Raw genomic sequence first — 16644 nt, 5'->3', positions numbered from 1 at the left:
CAGAATTACTTCTGAACGTCGGTGACTTCTACGTCAAACACCAAAATGGAGTTTGCAGGAATCAAGGCTCCGGCACCGTTTTCTCCATAAGCCAAAGGAGAAGGAATAATGAATTTGGCCTTGGATCCTTTTTTCAGGAGCATAAGACCTTCATCCCATCCTGGGATCACCTGACCCATTCCTACATTTACCGGAAGTGGTTCATAAGGACGTCCTTCACTAAAGATATTGTTTGCCTTGGCGATTTCAGGTAGAGAGGTATCGAACAACGTTCCGTTAAGAAGGTACCCTGCATAGTTTACATACATGGTGGTACCCGGAGTAGTTGCATCCCCTGTTCCCTCCTTTTCGATGACATAGTATAGTCCGTTCTCGGTCTTTTGAGCATTCAGCCCTTTCTCAGCCACATAAGCTTCGATGGTTTTAGCTTCTTCTACTAAGAGGGCTTTGGCTCTTTCAGCACTCTTTTCCTGCTCCTTCTTCATGACTTCTTCGTAGAAGGCCTGCATTTCCGCTTCAGTCTTGACGTCGTAAGCTCCAAGTTTCACCTTAATGACATCATCCTCCTTCAGAGGAGCGGGCTGGTTACCGTTGAATACGATTTTAGCAGGAGCCTCGAAGTTGATAGAATCTCCTTTTTTAAGATTGAGGAAAATTTCATCCATCCCGTTTTGAGGAGTGATGGAATCATTGGCCATTAGATAGCCTGGGAAAGGTTGAGTCAGGGTGCTATAGATTACGGAATCGCTGGCTGTGGAAATCTCCAAGTTGTAAAGAAGGAAATCTCCGTTTGGAGCTTTTTCAGAACCTTCTTTGATGTAAGTGTATTCGATTCCGTCTTTCTCGGTCACTTTGGATTTTTGACAGGAAGACATAGTACTTGCCCCAGTAAGAAGAGCAAGAAGCGCCACAAGGCTTTTGGTGTTTTTCATAAGATAAGTGAAATTCAAATTTGTTTGCATTTGGGGTTAACCTGCCGTGACAGTTTCAGGATGAAACAGCTCCTCTTGGCATTTTTCGACCAGCGATTCAAAACGCTCGACGGTATCTTTCAGACTTTGGGCAGATTTTCCTCCGGCAGCATTTTTATGTCCACCTCCGTTGAAGTAAGACGCGGCAAACTTATTAACCGCTACATCGCTGCTGGACCGGAAAGAAATTTTAATCCCGTCTTCGCGCTCGGAAAACAAAGCGGCAAGCTTGATCCCGTCCAAAGATAGGGCATAATTGACCAAACCTTCGGTATCTCCGGTTTGGCTTTGATATTTTTTAAGATCTTTTTTGCTTATGACAAAGTATGCGGTGTGCAAGTCCTCCCTTACCACCAGTCGTCTCGTGATGGCAAATCCGATAAATTTCAGACGATTGACGGAATTGGAATCGTAAATCAAGTTGGAAATTTGGGCGGTATCTGCCCCAAAGTCCAGGAGTTCAGCGACAACCAAATGCACATTTTTGGTTGTATTAGGATGACGAAAACCCCCTGTATCTGTCATAATGCCTGCATAGAGACACTCCGCAATATCCTTGTCAATTAGGGCTTTGTCTCCCAGTTCTACGATCAACTCATAGACGAGCTCGCAGGTGGCTGCGGCCTTGGTGCTCCAAAAACGGAAGTCCGCAAAATCTTCCGGGTCCTGATGGTGGTCGATATTGACTACATAGGCTTTGGACTTTCGGATCATTTCCCCCAGCTCATTCACACGGTTCAAAACCGAAAAGTCAAGACAGAAAATCATTTCCGCTTCCTCCAGCTTTGAGACGGCAAGGGTCTTATCTTTTTCCAACGAAAAATCCAACACCGAATCGTTTCCTTTCATCCAAGTGAGGAAATAAGGATAATCCGTAGGAGTCACCACGGTCACGTCATGTCCTTTTTTGATCAGATAATTAGCCAGACCTAAGGAGGAACCCAAAGCATCGGCATCGGGCTTCACGTGAGTGGTAATGAATATTTTCTTGGGTGAGGAAAGTTCTTTTTTAAACGTAGCTAAAGCTTCCATTAGATCGATTCAGCGGCACATCTGGCTCCAGTAGGCTGCAAATGTCAGTAAATTTTCCAGAAATCCCAAAGTATGAAGGAGACTGATAATGAAGCGCCTAGCCGAGAATTCTCGAAAGCATAGGCGATACTAAGCCGAAATCTGCTATTTTTGCGGCCGAAATAAACCAATGCAAATCCCAATCCCATGGCAGGAAACAGAACATTCACCATGATCAAGCCGGATGCTTTTGAAGCTGGCAACTCAGGCGCAATCCTGAAAATGATCGAAGAAGCAGGCTTCAAAATCGTGGCTATGAAAGCTACCCGATTGACTCCAGAGCTGGCTGGCAAGTTTTATGCAGTGCACAGCGAGAGACCTTTCTACGCGGACCTTTGCAAATACATGTCTTCAGGTCCTATCGTAGCGGCTATTTTGGAAAAAGACAATGCCGTAGAAGACTTCCGTACTCTGATCGGTGCGACCAATCCGGCAAACGCTGCTGAAGGAACTATCCGAAAAATCTTCGCAAAATCCATCGAGGCCAACGCCGTACATGGATCTGATTCTGACGAAAATGCCGCGATCGAAGGCAGCTTCTTCTTCAATCAGTACGAGCGCGTGATCTGAACGCCCTAAAAAACTCAAGAAAAAGCCATCCAGAAGCGATTTTGGATGGCTTTTTCAGTGTAGAACTTAGTGGTCAATAAACAGTCTCAGTAAGCAGTAATTGAACACTGATCACTGAGACTACCTACTGAACGCTTGTTTCCTAACCTCCCACCATCTCCGTCATGATCTTTGCCGATAGCAAGGACAGCGGAATCCCTCCTCCGGGGTGCACACTGCCTCCGCAGAAGTACAGATTTTTGATGTCAGAAGAAAAATTGGCGTGACGCAGGAAGGCTGCAAATTTATTGTTGGAGCTGTTGCCGTAGAGAGCTCCCTGAGCTGAGGAAGTCCTGGATTCAATGGTGCGTGGCTCGAGAATCTCCTCTACCTCAATTAGGGATTCCAGGTCCGTTTTCAGGATTCGGTTGACCTTGGCGATGATGTTTTTTCTTGCTTCCTCGATAAGCTGATCCCAATCCTGTCCCTGATTGTTGGGTACATTGATCATGGTAAACCAGTTCATGCTTCCCGGAGGCGCATCGTCATTCTTATACACTGAGGTAATATTGATGTAAACCGTGGGATCGTGATAGATGCTTCCCTTTTTGAAAATATGCTCAAACTCGGTTCGGTAATCGTCCGAGAAGAGAATGTTGTGCAGGTCCAGCTCTGGAAATACTTTTTTGATCCCCCAGTAAAAGATTAGCGCCGAACTGGATTTGGGCTGCTCGAGAAGCTTTTTGGGCTGCTTTTGCTTTTTTAGAATGGTCTTGTAGGCATTGACCATGTCCATGTTGTTGATCACCACTTCTCCGCGGACCGCTTTTCCCTTCACTTGGACACCAATGGCTTTGCCTCTTTCCACCAAAATCTCTTCCACAGGAGAATTGAAATGATACGTTACTCCCAGGGAAAGCGCCAGACGATAGAGGCTGAGCGTGATGTCATGCATGCCTTTTTTGGGGAAAAAGGCACCGATGTTAAACTCCAGGTGAGGGATGATATTCAGTGTGGCGGGAGTCTGATACGGGTCCGAACCGTTGTACGTGGCGTATCGGTTGAACAGCTGTACCATTTTTGGATTAGAAAAGAGCTCCTCATTGGCCTTGTTCATGGTGGAGAAGATGCCCAGCTTCCCCATTTTGAGATAAGACTTCAGAGCTTGGGGACCGATCCATGTACCCAACTGATGCAGTGAGCGATGCATAAAGAGCGGGGCCAAATGATCGTAGATAAAGGCCGATCGCTTCAAGGCTTCACGGACATGTTTTCCCGGTTCACCCAGCTTGGTCTCCACTTCATCGGCAAAGCGGTCCTGATCTGACCAAGCCTTGATCTGCTTTCCGTCTTCCCAGAAGTAATGACAGGCCACATCCAGCTTCAGGTACTCAAAATACTCCTTCGGGTCTTTTCCTGCCAAGCGAAACAACTCCTCTACCTGATCGGGAAGGGTAAAGAGTGAAGGGCCGGCGTCGAAACGGAAGCCTTGGATCTCGATTTCCGAAAGCTTGCCTCCGGGGTAGGCATTGGCTTCGAAGACTTGGACTTGGTAACCCTTCAGGGCCATTCGGATGGAAGCAGCGATTCCGGCGATTCCGGAACCTACGATGAGGGCGGTTTTCATGGGGGCAATATGATAAAGTAAGATCAGGATTTTGGGCAGAAATGTTCAAATAAGGAGTTCAAAAAATTGGAATATCTCCCCGGTTACTATCCAGTTTTCCTCCCAATGCCCGATGCAATCCCCTGATAATAAACTTAGATGAAAAAAATACAGCGAAAAGACCTAAACTTCCGTTTATTTCGGTTTTTGTACGTTTTGTTAAATTTTTTTTCACTTTTTTATATGAAATGCTTTTATATTAAAACGAAATGCATTTATATTGACACAAAATAAAAACCAAACAGTTTATGCGAACTTTTAAAACAAATCTTTTGGGATTGGCCCTGGCGGGGTTGATTCTAGGTGCTTGTAGCCAGACGGCTACCTATGAGACAGCTGACTTGATGAACGAGCAGGCAGCAGCTGAAAAGGGTGGATTCAAGTTGGATCCTTTTGGAATGGGTGGTGAGAATACTAAGGCATATGTAGAATGTGAGGATAGAACCGCTGCTGATTGTATCACGGAAGACCCTTTAACTTGGTATAAAAAATCTGCATCCGGTGATTACACTTCCAACCAAGGATCAGCAAATGTTGAGATTTATAATACCCCAACCCACATTGTTTATTCCATAACTAGTTCTACTGGTTCAGATTTAAGAAGAGTAACATTTAATGGTACAAACATTTACTCCAACAACACTCCTTCTGCAGAACCTTTAGTTTACTCAATCCCATTAGGAGTTTTTGGTGAAGATTGGACAGCATGCCAAGAGGTTAATGCAACGATCGAAATTAGAAGAGTAAATAGTTCAGGTACAGGAACAGGTCAATATATGAAAATAGAAACCTCCTATGATCTTGTTCCCGTGTGTGTAGTAGAAGAAGAAGAATGTGAAATTTCTCTAACAAAAGTATTTAAAGAAGTAGATGGAGAAGGATATCATGTTTATGAATTCACATTAGTTAGTGATACGGACATTCCAAACGGAGAAAATTGGGAAATCCAGTTAACGACTCCTCAAATCTTAGGATATAAGTCTTTCGACGGCAAAATATACACTGGATTTGGAGAGGAAAAAGAGAATGTCCTTAGATGGGATGGTGTAATTACCAAATGTATTCCTATTACTTTCAAAATCGGATTCCTTCCAAACTGTGATGATATCGATCAAGAAAACAAGAAGAATCCAAATGCTATGTTAGTCACGGTATTCAATGTGAAAGGAAAAGGTAATCAACTCGGCGGACCTATCTCCATTAAATGTAATAATTAATCATTTGACTCACCTTTTAGGAATCCCCCGACCACCTCGGGGGATTTTTTTTGCCTTTCTTTTTGGTAATGCTTTTCCTTTTCTGGCTATGGGATATCTTTAGGTGTTCACTTTTTACTAGGTTAGGAAAAGTTCAACCCGCCTCGGGGTTGTCAAAATTGAACAAACAAACATCCATTTTTCCCTAGGTTACAATTCGACTTCGCTCACCGACCACACCTAGGGCTATTCAGAGGTTCGACGGCTTCACCGTCGTTTTTCTAATAAATCCGATTTATCAGAAAAACCTATTCCCCCCTCTAAGTTTAGATTGCGTCTCAAGCTTTTAGGTTCAGGTGGGCGCTGGGTGAAGTTTGTAACTTCACCCTACACGGGATCCTGACCATATCCCTACTACACCCGATAGGGATCTAATGACTTTGAATAGGAACGTGGCTTTAGCCCGTTCCGAAAAGATCATCCATCCCAGACAGGGGCTTTAGCCCCAGATCCGACTCTCTTTCCCCTCAGATAAAAAGCCTACTTCTTCTAGCCAAACAAAATGAATGTCCTCTTTTACGAAGTTAATTGCTGAAAATAGCCCATCTATAAAACATAATTTGCAGTTGATACCTTTATAAAATCTTTTAATTAACTAATTGAAAACTATAAACTATATTTCTGGCAGATCAAAAGTTACCCTTAAAACCAAATTAAATCTTAACCCTACCAGAAAACACCAACAAAAATTAACCCCACAACCCTTTTCACACTTTTAACAAACCAACATGACGCAGTTTAAAAAACCCAAATTTTCATTGGTGGCCGTAGCCGCCAGTTTACTGTTTGCAGGATGTGAGAGCAGCCTGATGCAGGTAGAACAACCCGTAAACGAAGTAGCTCTCGAAAACAAAAACAAATTCGGAGGCTTCAATCTCAGCGAACTTCCCGAAGTGACCGATTTCTCCAACCTCAGACAGGGAGATTTCACCGGGAGATTCTTTATCCTGAGCAAAGGCCCCAACCTTCCTGCCAACCTGGCGCGCAGTATTGCGCAAGCAGGAGGCGAAATCGTAAAAACCTATCCTGAAATCGGGGTGGCAGTGGCCGTTTCGAGATCAGGTGACTTTTTCACCAATGCCCAATCCATCAATGGGATCGAATCCATCACCCCGGATATTGTCCTTCAATACACTCAGGAGCCAACTTCCCTTGGTGAAGAAAACATGATCGAAGCGGCTGCAGATGCTGTTTCGGCAAGAATGGCTCCGGCGTCCGGCACTCCGTTTAATTATAGAAGTGCAATTTTCGACGGATTTCAGTGGGCTCCTGCCTCCATCGATGCACCAAAAGCTTGGGATAATGGCTTTACCGGTGAAGGAGTACGAGTGGCTGTGATTGACGGTGGTTTCCGAAACACGCACCAAGACTTAGTAGCCAATTTTGACGTAGCTAGTTCTGTTTCTACTGTTCCTGGCTTTCCTTTCAATTTTGATACAGGCACCTTCTGGCACGGTACCCATGTGGCAGGAATTGTGGCAGCTTCAGGGGTAGGCATTGTGGGTATTGCTCCCAAGGCCACTATTATCGGAGTAAAGTCACTTCATTCAGGTTCTGGTGCTTTTGAGTGGATTTTGGATGGCATCCTTTATGCGGCCACTCCACAGTCCCAAGGAGGCGCCGGTGCTCAGATCATCAACATGAGCTTAGGCGCTACCATCGACTACCGAAACAACTGGCAGGAAGAAGGATTCAGAGAAGCCTTCCGAGATCTCCAAAAAATATATGACCGTGCCACGTTATTTGCATTCCAAAATGGAGTGACCGTGATTGCTTCAGCTGGAAATGGTGGTACCAACTACGATAATGCCAAAGAGTTGTATAAGCTTCCGGCAGAAAACAGACACGTGCTTTCTATCAGCTCTACCGGACCTATGGGATGGGTATTAGGAAATACCAATTTCTCTCAGCTTGCTTATTATTCTGACCATGGGAAATCCCTGCTAGATTTTGCAGCACCGGGAGGAAATGCAGGATTGGCAGTAATTGAAGGCAATTTTTCTCCTTGTAGCCTAGTTGGTACAAGGAGATCTATTATTAACACCTGTGCAGTATTTGATCAAGTCTTAAGTTGCTCAAGAGGAACAGGAACAAGCAATTCATCCTACTCATGGGCACAAGGCACTTCCATGGCGGCACCTGCTGCTGCCGGAGTAGCGGCCTTGATGATCCAAGCCAATGGAGGATCTATGACCCCTGCACAGGTGAAGACCCGAATGATCCAATCCGCTACCGATTTGGGCAAGCCAGGTCAGGATGAAATCTACGGACATGGCTTTGTCAATGCTGCCAAGGCCGTAGGATTGAATTAATTCCTAAACTCGAATCGTAAGGGAAACCGACTTTTGATCTTTAATTTCATAGGAGCCTCCGGAGCAAAACCGGAGGCTTTTTTATTCTAGACCCGGTTCCAACCAGCTCATCGGGATTTGTAATCCGGAAAAAGGATGATTAATCCTGAAGAGTTAAACAATTAAGGGTTCAGATAATCCTCCATACCGGATTTCATTTGCCAGACTCGGAGCCCCTACATCTATTCCATTTTTTTCTACCCTGGTGCATTTTCCCTGATGAAAATCACATCGATGATTGATCAATGGAACCAGGCAAAGAAAATGAATTAAATACCTTGATACATAAAACCTTACAACTGAAAGATTATGAAAAAGGTGTTCAATTCTGGCTTATTGGGATTAGTGATCTCAGGGCTGATTTTAGGAGCCTGCAGCCAAACGGCTACCTATGAGCAGGCAGATATGGGACTCGATCAGGCTCAGGCAAATCGGGAAGGGTTTATCTTGACTCCTTTGGGGGATGTGGCCAACCCCAACGCTATGTTAGAATTAGCGGATTGTGGGGACGGATGTATTTCAGAACGGCAACTCCTAATCAATTCCATCACTAGGGAATTTATGCCTGGAGAAGACGAAGGACATGAGGAAGGTGAAGAGGGAGGACATGACGAAGGAGAAGGCCATGAAGAGGGTGATGGTCCAATCTTAAAAACCGTCAATTTCGAAATATGGAATACTCCGGAAAGAATAATTGCCAAATTAACCAGCAACAGGACTATGAGGCGATTTGAATATTTTGTTAATGGTACAAAATACCAATATGATCCTGGAGACGGAATTCATGCCGGACAACCCGTCTATCTGTATTTCGATTTACCGAAAGGTTATGAAGCCTGTGAGTATACGCTGGAAAGTATCAAAATCTGGGGTGGCGGCCCTCCTCTAACTTACAGCGGTATTGGCTACGGTGCTTACGTTTATTGCTGTGAGGAGGAATTCACTTACGAGAGTAATGGTGACGGCACTTATACGTTCTACTACACGCCCTACCAAATTATGGAAGATGCTCACCTGACATTTACATTTCCTCAGGCAATCGTTGGAGTCGGTCTTGAAAATTGGACTGTAAACGGGGCTACCCGACAGATGGTGATGGACCTTACAAACTGTGAGACCTATCAGTGGACCGTAGAATTGGACCCCGCTTGTGGAAAAGGGATGAAAAACGCAAATCTCTGGACCGACTTCAAAGTTAAGCCAAGCTGGGATGAAGGAATTAATCTAGACTATAGTGTCAAAGGTTCACTTCCCAATATTGTGGTTCCTTGTAAAAGATAAACAACCACTTTCCGGTAATTAGTCCCCCGAGACCCTCTTCGGGGGATTTTTTTGCCCGCTTTTCGGGAATTGCAATCCTTTCAAAAATTAAAAAGAATCCAAATGAGGCACAACACACTCTTCAAAGCGAGTCACCCTTCCTTTTCATATTCCAGCTTGTAATTTCCCACGTGGATTTTGCTCTCCTCGATTTTGCGCTTATGGCGGAGGTAATTGACCGTACCGAAAATTAATATTGCTACAGAAATGGAATAAAAAAGCACCTGATAATAGATGCTTCCCTCTACCTGCAGGAGATTTTTGATACTCAGTCCTGCCACCAAAAAGTACATGGAGGTTCTGAGAAACGATAAAAAAGTCGTCTGATTGGCGAGAATCGTTCGCTGTAGCGCAAGATTTTCTCTTAGAATAAGATCACGGTTAATGGATTTTTCGAGCTTGGACATGGAATCGGAATGTAAGGTGGGGTTGAATCGGCTTCGGTAAAATTACAAAGGAAACGATAGACCAAAGACCTGACAGGTTTTAAAAACCTGTCAGGTCTTCATCACTCCAATAAGGCAATAAAAAAGTCCGACCCATAGGAGCCGGACTTTTATACTTATAACCTTATATGAGAATTAATATCCAGGATTCTGCTCGATTGGGGCAGAAGAATTGGTCAAGATTTCTTCCAATGGAATAGGCCAGATAAACAAATGGCTTGAGTATGGCAAGGAATGATCCGTAGGGATGTTCACATTGGTGGTGTAGAAGTTCAACCCCGTGATGGATCTGGAAGTAGCCTTAGGAGGAATACCTGCCATTCTGCCTTCACCTGCCAAACGGTGGATGTTAGGGAATCTTCTTCCTTCTGCAAGGAATTCGATTCTGGTCTCTCTGATGATGGCGTCAATCAGGGCATCGGTATTGGCAAAATCAGCAGCAGTATACGCAGGCACTGAAGCAGGAAGCGCACGGCTTCTTACAGAGTTAAGCAAGGTCACTGCAGCTTGGGTGTTGCCCAATCTTGCGTTAGCTTCAGCAGCTGCAAGAACGATTTCAGCAAAACGGAGCACGATAGAAGGATCAGAGAAGGTCACCGCATCTGTGTATTTGTTGGTGAAGATTCCCAGAGGGCCTTGGCTTACAAAACCATCTGTTGCACCTCTTACGCTTCTTCTGAGATCTTCCGGATGCCACCAAGTAGCTCTCCAGATCAAGGGGCTGATTTTCACCAGACCACGAGCACCCAAGTTAGGATTGCCATACATATTGGCAAGTGCACCGTTTACACCAGGGTTGGAAGCCTGTGTATTCTGGAAAGAGAAAACGTTGTCTGTACTAGTACCACCGCTTCTGAATGGTGCCAAAGGATTGGCAGTCACCGCATACCGGCTGGAGATTTTGTTGAATTCAGTGATCACGTCAGCCCATCTTTCCATGTGTAGAAGTACTCTGGCTTTCAATGCGATAGCAGCACCTTTGTTTGCACGGAAAGGACTAGAACCATTGCCCATAAGGCCTTCAGCTTGGTTCAAATCAGCCAAAAGCTGATCATATACGCTCTGTACCGTACCTCTTCCAACAGCTTCACCTGGACCTACTTTAGACACATCGTTGATCGCGAAGGTTCTGTAAGGGATACCTGGTGCGGATGGATTATCAGAATAGGGTCTAGAGAAGTAAACCACCAATTCATGGTGCGCCAAAGCTCTCAAGAAAAGCGCCTCACCCATGTACTGATCTCTGGTCGCAGCCGTGATGGCCCCGCTGGCTACTGCACCGTCCAAGTTTTCGATGACGATGTTAGCACGGTTGATCATTCTGTAAAGTGCTATCCACTGACCGTTGTTGTTGGCAGTCTGGGGATTAAAACCATTGATATAGGTGACTTCATAAAACAACTGGTCGTTGTACATATCTTCACCTCTCATATCACCTTGCTGAACAGAAGCCGCCCCGAAAGGATAGCCTCTTTGCACGGCACCCAGGTAGAATCCGCGCTGAGCGGCTTCATAGATACCCAAGACTGCCGCGTTCACTCGATTGGCATCAGCAAATGCCTCTGCATCAGGAATGATATTGGCCGGCTGCAGATCAGTCACTTCGCAAGAGGTAGTCACTCCTACCATTGCCAAAGCCACTAATACTGACTTTACTTTATTTGAAAATATTGATTTCATTGTTGATCGATTTTAGGATTGAAAATTAGAATCCAACATTTAAGCCCACAGACCAGGTTCTGATGATAGGAGCCACGTTCCAGTCGATACCGAAGTTCAACTGACCGCCAAACTGATTAGATTCAGGATCAATTCCGGAATATTTGGTGAAGATCAATGGGTTCTGAACCTGAGCGAAGAATCTCGCTGATCTGATTGCACCGTTGAACGCATTGTTCAGGGTAGCGGAAGGTACTCTATAACCTACCACGATATTCTGAATTCTTACGAAATCACCTTTTTCCACAAATCTGCTGTTGGAAGCTGAAGTCTGCCAAGTGTTGGCATCACGGCCTGCGTAAAGTCTAGGTACGTCTGTTACCTGACCGCTTTCAGTCCATCTGTTAAGAATTTCTCTGTGGTTGTTGGAGAATCCAAGACCAAGCAAACCTCTTAAAGTCTCGTTCATGATGTAATTACCACCTGAATATCTCACGAAGATTTCAGCATCAAAATTGCCGTAGGTAAAGTTGTTGGACCAACCACCCTGATATTTAGGAAGTGTGTTTCCAAGGAAGAACTGAGTTGGAGCGGCACCAGCTGTTGCAGTGTTAGCAGGATTAGCAGGATCAAATGCTCTCCAAGTAGCTGCACCAACCAACTGAACGATATTTTCACCGCTGTAGTACATGGCATTACCGTTAGCAGGGTTCACACCAGCCCACTTGAAGCCGTACAACTGCGCGATTGGACCACCTACTTCCGTTCTGTTGTAAGTACCGGTCAATGGCTGTACCAGGTTGGTTACTTCATTTTGGATCCAAGTGAAGTTGAAATCAGTGTTCCAAGAGAATTTACCATTGTTGATCACATTGGATGCCACACGCAATTCAACCCCTTGGTTAAACATCGCACCTACGTTTTGGCTGATGGTGTTGTTTGGAATACCCAAAGAAGGAGCGGTAGGCGCATTCAATACGATACCGTCTACGTTGTTTTTAAAGTAGTCCGCAGAAAGGGTCACCTTACCTAGCGTCATATCCAAACCTACGTTAAACTTCTTGGAAGTTTCCCACTGCAAAGCCACGTTAGCCACGTTGGTGTAACCGATACCCGCACCGGCTGCAGCCTGTACCGGACCAAAACCACCTGCATAAGGGAAAGAACCACCTGGTAAGCTTACGTTACCTACTTCTGCATAAGAAGCTCTTACTTTTAAGTCGCTGATCAGGGAAGAAGTGAAGAAAGACTCGTCAGAAACTCTCCAACCGATAGATCCACCTGGGAAAGTACCTCTTCTGTTTTCTGAAGCAAGCTGAGAAATACCGTCATTTCTTACCGCGAAAGACAACAAGTATTTGCCTTTGTAACCATAGTTGAATCTTGCAAAGTAAGAATCAAATCCTTGCTCTTGAAATCCACCACCAGAGAACTGGTTGTTGTAGGAGTTAGAGATCAAGTTTCTCAATCTGAAGAACTCATCAGAAAAGTCTGTACCTGAAGCACTGAAGTTGTAGAAATTAGTATACTGATATTCCACACCGGCAGTCACGTTGATGCTGTGGTTTTCAGCAAGGATCGTCTGATAGTTCAAAGTATTTTGCCAGTTCCATCTGAAAGCAGGGTTGAACGCCTGAGTCACTGAACCGTTGGAGCTTCTTCCATCACCGTGCTTAGGGCTAAGTGTAGAGAAGTCGTCAGCCAACGTCAAGTCGATACCGATCTGAGTTCTTGCTGTCAAACCTCTTGCTAGGTCAACTTCTGCGTAAGCATTACCCAAGATTCTGTGGTTTCTGTTTCTGTAGAAGTTATTAGCTAATACATAAGCAATGTTCGGGATGTTGTTATCAGGACCGGCAAGGTTAGCACCGAAACCGGTGGTTGCACCATTGGGAGTGATGTTGAATCCATTAAATGCAGTGTTAGCTGGATCATAGATAGGCACGTTTGGCAATGCTCTGGTCGCGTTGTAAATAGCACCTGAAAGTGAGTTTGCACCGTTGTTCAAACCAGTGATCTCTGTGTAAGCATAAGAAAGGCTATTTCCGATTCTTACTTTTTTGGAGATGGAATGATCGATGTTGGCTCTGAAAGCATATCTCTTCAGGTCGTTGGTTTTTACTACAGACTCCTGGTCAGTAAAACCTAGGGAGAAGAAATACTTGGTTGCTTCAGAACCACCTGAAATAGAGAGGTTGTGCTGCTGAGTGTTACCAGATCTCAACACAGCATCTTGCCAATCCGTATTTACACCCGGATTTGCCAAAGGAGAAGCATTCACGTTTGCTCTTTTTTCATTGGCAATCGTAACCCACTCATCACCTGTAAGCAAATCAAACTGGGCTACCGCTTCATTCACACCAAAACTGGTGTTGTAATTCACTTGAGCTTTTCCGGTTTGTCCTCTTTTGGTAGTAATCAAGATCACCCCATTTGCAGCTCTGGAACCGTAGATCGCTGTCGCAGAACCATCCTTCAACACCTCGTAAGACTGAATGTCCGCTGGGTTGATATTCGCCAATGGGTTAGAAGCTACTGCACCTGAACGATCAGAGTCTACCACAGGTACACCGTCGATTACGATCAAAGGATCAGCACCACCTGAAAGGGAGTTTACCCCACGGATACGGATGATTGGTCTAGTACCCAAGATACCACCTGGAACCGTCACAGACACACCTGCTGCTCTACCAGCCAATTGAGAATCAAAAGATGGGGCTACCAGGTTTTCAATAGCACCATTGTTGATAGATGCCACCGAACCGGTGATTTCCCTTCTTTCTTGAGTACCGTAACCGGTCACTACCACTTCGTTCAGCAGTTTCACATCCGGATCAAGCTGCACGTTAATGACAGTCGACGAACCGACAGTTACTTCCTTAGTGAGATAACCCACAAAACTGAATACAAGGACATTGGCATCAGAGGATACCGTGATGGAATAAGATCCATCCAAGTTGGTAACCGTCCCTTGCGTAGTACCTTTTACCACTACACTGGCTCCGGGAACGCCTTCCGGTTCTTCGGAAGAAGTGACCCTACCGGTGATCGTTTTAGTTTGCGCAAGCACTGACACAATGGTCAGGAAACTCAATGCAAAACCTAATAAAACTTTCTTCATAGGTCGATGATTTAGACTTTTTAACATTTCAAGTAGCGAATATGTGTCTAAATGAAGAAAGGAAACAAACCCTAAAAAGTGTATGGAAACAACCCAGTTTAAAATATTATATGGTAAAAAATATAATTTATAGAATTTTATACTTTATAACCGCTCAAAAATCAATTTATCAGGACTTAAAGTAAGTATCTATAACAAAAATCAGGAGAAAATTCTTTATTCTTTCTATTTGCATATTTTTTATTCTAAATGATAAAATTAAAACAGGTTGACCTACCCTGAGGAATCAAGCTATTTTGAATTTTTTATTCATAATTTTTTAATGATTTCTTAAAAAACCAATAAATGTTTGGAAGGAAGGAAAATTAGAACCATAGGTTTCAAAATCTTTAGACACAAAAATGGAATTACTCCAAATTTCCTTCAAAGCGATTTTTTTTGATAAAAACCTGTTTTTTTCACCCGAGTGGTGAAAATTTTATGTTCTTTTTCAAACTTTCCCCTGAAATGGAAGTTGCCTAAGAATTTTCCACCTTCCTTCTTCCCGTTTGAGAAGTGTCAGTTTTTCAGCAGAAAATTCTGCAGAAAATTGAAGCTCTTGACACAAACTCAGCACCTCGTCAAACTTGCCCGGCTTAAGATCCTTAAAGGCCAAAGTCATGTGAGGATAGAAGTTGCGATCACTCAATTCATCTACGAGATGAAGTGTTTTCTTGCAAAAGATTTTTAGGTTTTCCTGAAGATTTCTGAGGGATTCATTGGGAAGTATATCCTGAAAAATCACCCTTCTTCCAAAAGTTCCTATTCCGGAAATATGTACCGGAAAGGGTTTTTGCTCCAATAAAAAAAGAGAAAGTTGATGAGCTAAATAGTCTTCTTTGGCCTCATTGTAATTAAATGGCATTTTAAGCGTGATATGGGGAGGAGATTTCAGCGCATACTTGACATGGTGATGCTGTTTGATCATCTCCTTGATATGGTTGGACTTGGACAAAATCGGATCAGGCGGAACCAAAGCCAAAAAATATTTTTGCATGACTTTCATGTGCTTATCATAGTTTTCCAAAGGTCAAATGGAATTTAGTCCTTCCGAGGACAGGCCGGTGAGTAGTAATCCTTTTACTCACTTAAGCTTGGCAATTGCCTGTCTTTTTTAGGTAGGCTCAATTTCAGCCCTTCAAATTTACCCGAAATCAAATTGATAGGTCTAAATCGCAAAAAACTATTCGATTTACCCGATCTATCCTTTAACTTATGGCAGATTTAAATCCCAAACTATGAAGTACTTTTCTAAGGTCATGGTGGGCCTGGACCTCACCGAGATGGATGATATCCTGATCAAGAAAGTCGCTGCACTTTCCAAATTTCTCGGTATCGAAAAATGCTATTTCGTACACGTGGCCAAAAACCTTGAAATTCCTCAGGAAATCGTCAGCCAATACCCAGACTTGGTTGCCCCAACCGATGAATCTATTGAAGCCTTAATCCACAATAAGTTGAAGGAGTATTCTTTCCCTACCGATGTGGAAGTCGAGGCCTTCGTGGAGGAGGGAAGTCACCCCTTGGATACGTTCCTGAGATGGGCTAAACTGAAGGATGTGGATCTGATTATCATGGGAAGAAAAGAGGAACTGCCAGGGAATGGTGTTCTGGCTGATGGAGTAGCCAAAAAAGCACCTTGCTCGATCCTTTTGCTCCAAGAAAAACGTCCCGTCAAGCTACCCAAGAAAATCCTGATGCTGACAGATTTTTCCACCCATAACCACATGTTTTATGAATTCGCCGAAAGAATTGCGGGAAGCATAGGAGCGGAATTGATCCCACTTCACGTGTACGAGGTTCCCACAGGCTATTCTAAAACAGGTAAAAGCTTTGAGGAATTCTCAGAAATCATGAAAGAGAATGCACGGAAAGATTTCCAGAAATTCGTCAGTAAGCATGAAAAAACGGACATGGAATGCGAAATGCTCTTAAATGATGGGAGAAATATCGGAGTTCAGATCACAGAGTTTGCCAAAAAAATAGAAGCAGATGTAATCCTATTGGGTTCAAGAGGACGAACCAAGTCGGCGGCCATCCTGCTCGGTAGTACTGCTGAAAAACTTATCAGCACGAATAAACTGTTACCCATGCTGATTTTCAAGAAAAAAGGAGAGACCATGGGCTTCTTTGATGCCCTGTTTAAAATCTAAGTCGACCAAATTGCATATCCCCCCAACCTTAAAGCCCTCTTG

The 16644-nt window shown here is 44.0% G+C and carries 12 protein-coding genes; 5 read left to right on the top strand and 7 right to left on the bottom strand.

Features of this window, described 5'->3' with window-relative positions; translation table 11 throughout:
- Positions 1 to 5: 5 nt before the first annotated feature.
- Both DDT91_RS01850 and DDT91_RS01845 read right to left on the bottom strand, forming a co-directional pair.
- Positions 6 to 932, bottom strand: coding sequence for an FKBP-type peptidyl-prolyl cis-trans isomerase (locus DDT91_RS01850; protein ID WP_187174417.1), 927 nt, complete (start codon positions 930 to 932; stop codon positions 6 to 8).
- A gap of 36 nt (positions 933 to 968) precedes the next feature.
- On the bottom strand, positions 969 to 2003 hold the full coding sequence (locus tag DDT91_RS01845) for a bifunctional oligoribonuclease/PAP phosphatase NrnA (protein WP_187174416.1): 1035 nt from the start codon (positions 2001 to 2003) through the stop codon (positions 969 to 971).
- Between the two features lie 186 nt (positions 2004 to 2189).
- On the opposite strand from DDT91_RS01845, the gene DDT91_RS01840 reads away from it, so the two are divergent.
- The gene (locus DDT91_RS01840) at positions 2190 to 2612 is read left to right on the top strand and encodes a nucleoside-diphosphate kinase (protein ID WP_187174415.1); all 423 of its coding nucleotides are present in this window, start codon (positions 2190 to 2192) and stop codon (positions 2610 to 2612) included.
- Positions 2613 to 2754: 142 nt separating this feature from the next.
- On the opposite strand, the gene crtD is transcribed toward DDT91_RS01840, so the two are convergent.
- On the bottom strand, positions 2755 to 4218 hold the full coding sequence (gene crtD / locus DDT91_RS01835; protein WP_187174414.1) for a 1-hydroxycarotenoid 3,4-desaturase CrtD: 1464 nt from the start codon (positions 4216 to 4218) through the stop codon (positions 2755 to 2757).
- A gap of 287 nt (positions 4219 to 4505) precedes the next feature.
- Between crtD and DDT91_RS01830 the strand changes: the two genes are divergently transcribed.
- The 3 genes from DDT91_RS01830 (at position 4506) to DDT91_RS01820 (ending at position 9145) form a co-directional block, all read left to right on the top strand.
- The gene (locus tag DDT91_RS01830; RefSeq protein WP_187174413.1) at positions 4506 to 5474 is read left to right on the top strand and encodes a hypothetical protein; all 969 of its coding nucleotides are present in this window, start codon (positions 4506 to 4508) and stop codon (positions 5472 to 5474) included.
- A 767-nt stretch (positions 5475 to 6241) separates the two neighbouring features.
- Entirely contained in the window at positions 6242 to 7825 is a 1584-nt protein-coding gene (locus DDT91_RS01825; protein ID WP_187174412.1) for a S8 family serine peptidase, read from the top strand.
- 348 nt (positions 7826 to 8173) lie between these two features.
- Positions 8174 to 9145: a hypothetical protein gene (locus DDT91_RS01820; RefSeq protein WP_187174411.1), complete on the top strand. Its 972-nt coding sequence runs from the start codon at positions 8174 to 8176 to the stop codon at positions 9143 to 9145.
- A 131-nt stretch (positions 9146 to 9276) separates the two neighbouring features.
- Here the strand turns inward: DDT91_RS01820 and DDT91_RS01815 are convergent, their stop codons facing one another.
- From DDT91_RS01815 to DDT91_RS01800, 4 genes are all read right to left on the bottom strand, one after another.
- Entirely contained in the window at positions 9277 to 9591 is a 315-nt protein-coding gene (locus DDT91_RS01815; RefSeq protein WP_187174410.1) for a DUF202 domain-containing protein, read from the bottom strand.
- A gap of 174 nt (positions 9592 to 9765) precedes the next feature.
- Positions 9766 to 11310: a RagB/SusD family nutrient uptake outer membrane protein gene (locus tag DDT91_RS01810; protein WP_255501995.1), complete on the bottom strand. Its 1545-nt coding sequence runs from the start codon at positions 11308 to 11310 to the stop codon at positions 9766 to 9768.
- 25 nt (positions 11311 to 11335) lie between these two features.
- Positions 11336 to 14410, bottom strand: a complete 3075-nt coding sequence (locus tag DDT91_RS01805) for a TonB-dependent receptor (protein ID WP_187174409.1) — start codon at positions 14408 to 14410, stop codon at positions 11336 to 11338.
- 490 nt (positions 14411 to 14900) lie between these two features.
- Positions 14901 to 15446, bottom strand: a complete 546-nt coding sequence (locus tag DDT91_RS01800) for a 2'-5' RNA ligase family protein (protein ID WP_255501994.1) — start codon at positions 15444 to 15446, stop codon at positions 14901 to 14903.
- A gap of 241 nt (positions 15447 to 15687) precedes the next feature.
- On the opposite strand from DDT91_RS01800, the gene DDT91_RS01795 reads away from it, so the two are divergent.
- A complete protein-coding gene (locus tag DDT91_RS01795; RefSeq protein ID WP_187174408.1) occupies positions 15688 to 16602 on the top strand; it encodes a universal stress protein in 915 nt (304 codons plus the stop codon).
- Positions 16603 to 16644: the final 42 nt, after the last annotated feature.

Source organism: Algoriphagus sp. AK58 (assembly GCF_014324365.1).
Classification (GTDB): Bacteria; Bacteroidota; Bacteroidia; order Cytophagales; family Cyclobacteriaceae; genus Algoriphagus.
Note: the sequence above shows the minus strand (reverse complement) of the source record. Positions and strands in the feature narration are given on the sequence as shown.

What these genes read in the sequence shown, in the direction of transcription:
- DDT91_RS01850 (WP_187174417.1), bottom strand. Translation starts at nt 932, where the DNA reads ATGAAAAACACCAAAAGCCTTGTGGCGCTTCTTGCTCTTCTTACTGGG.
- DDT91_RS01845 (WP_187174416.1), bottom strand. Translation starts at nt 2,003, where the DNA reads ATGGAAGCTTTAGCTACGTTTAAAAAAGAACTTTCCTCACCCAAGAAA.
- DDT91_RS01840 (WP_187174415.1), top strand. Translation starts at nt 2,190, where the DNA reads ATGGCAGGAAACAGAACATTCACCATGATCAAGCCGGATGCTTTTGAA.
- crtD (WP_187174414.1), bottom strand. Translation starts at nt 4,218, where the DNA reads ATGAAAACCGCCCTCATCGTAGGTTCCGGAATCGCCGGAATCGCTGCT.
- DDT91_RS01830 (WP_187174413.1), top strand. Translation starts at nt 4,506, where the DNA reads ATGCGAACTTTTAAAACAAATCTTTTGGGATTGGCCCTGGCGGGGTTG.
- DDT91_RS01825 (WP_187174412.1), top strand. Translation starts at nt 6,242, where the DNA reads ATGACGCAGTTTAAAAAACCCAAATTTTCATTGGTGGCCGTAGCCGCC.
- DDT91_RS01820 (WP_187174411.1), top strand. Translation starts at nt 8,174, where the DNA reads ATGAAAAAGGTGTTCAATTCTGGCTTATTGGGATTAGTGATCTCAGGG.
- DDT91_RS01815 (WP_187174410.1), bottom strand. Translation starts at nt 9,591, where the DNA reads ATGTCCAAGCTCGAAAAATCCATTAACCGTGATCTTATTCTAAGAGAA.
- DDT91_RS01810 (WP_255501995.1), bottom strand. Translation starts at nt 11,310, where the DNA reads ATGAAATCAATATTTTCAAATAAAGTAAAGTCAGTATTAGTGGCTTTG.
- DDT91_RS01805 (WP_187174409.1), bottom strand. Translation starts at nt 14,410, where the DNA reads ATGAAGAAAGTTTTATTAGGTTTTGCATTGAGTTTCCTGACCATTGTG.
- DDT91_RS01800 (WP_255501994.1), bottom strand. Translation starts at nt 15,446, where the DNA reads ATGCAAAAATATTTTTTGGCTTTGGTTCCGCCTGATCCGATTTTGTCC.
- DDT91_RS01795 (WP_187174408.1), top strand. Translation starts at nt 15,688, where the DNA reads ATGAAGTACTTTTCTAAGGTCATGGTGGGCCTGGACCTCACCGAGATG.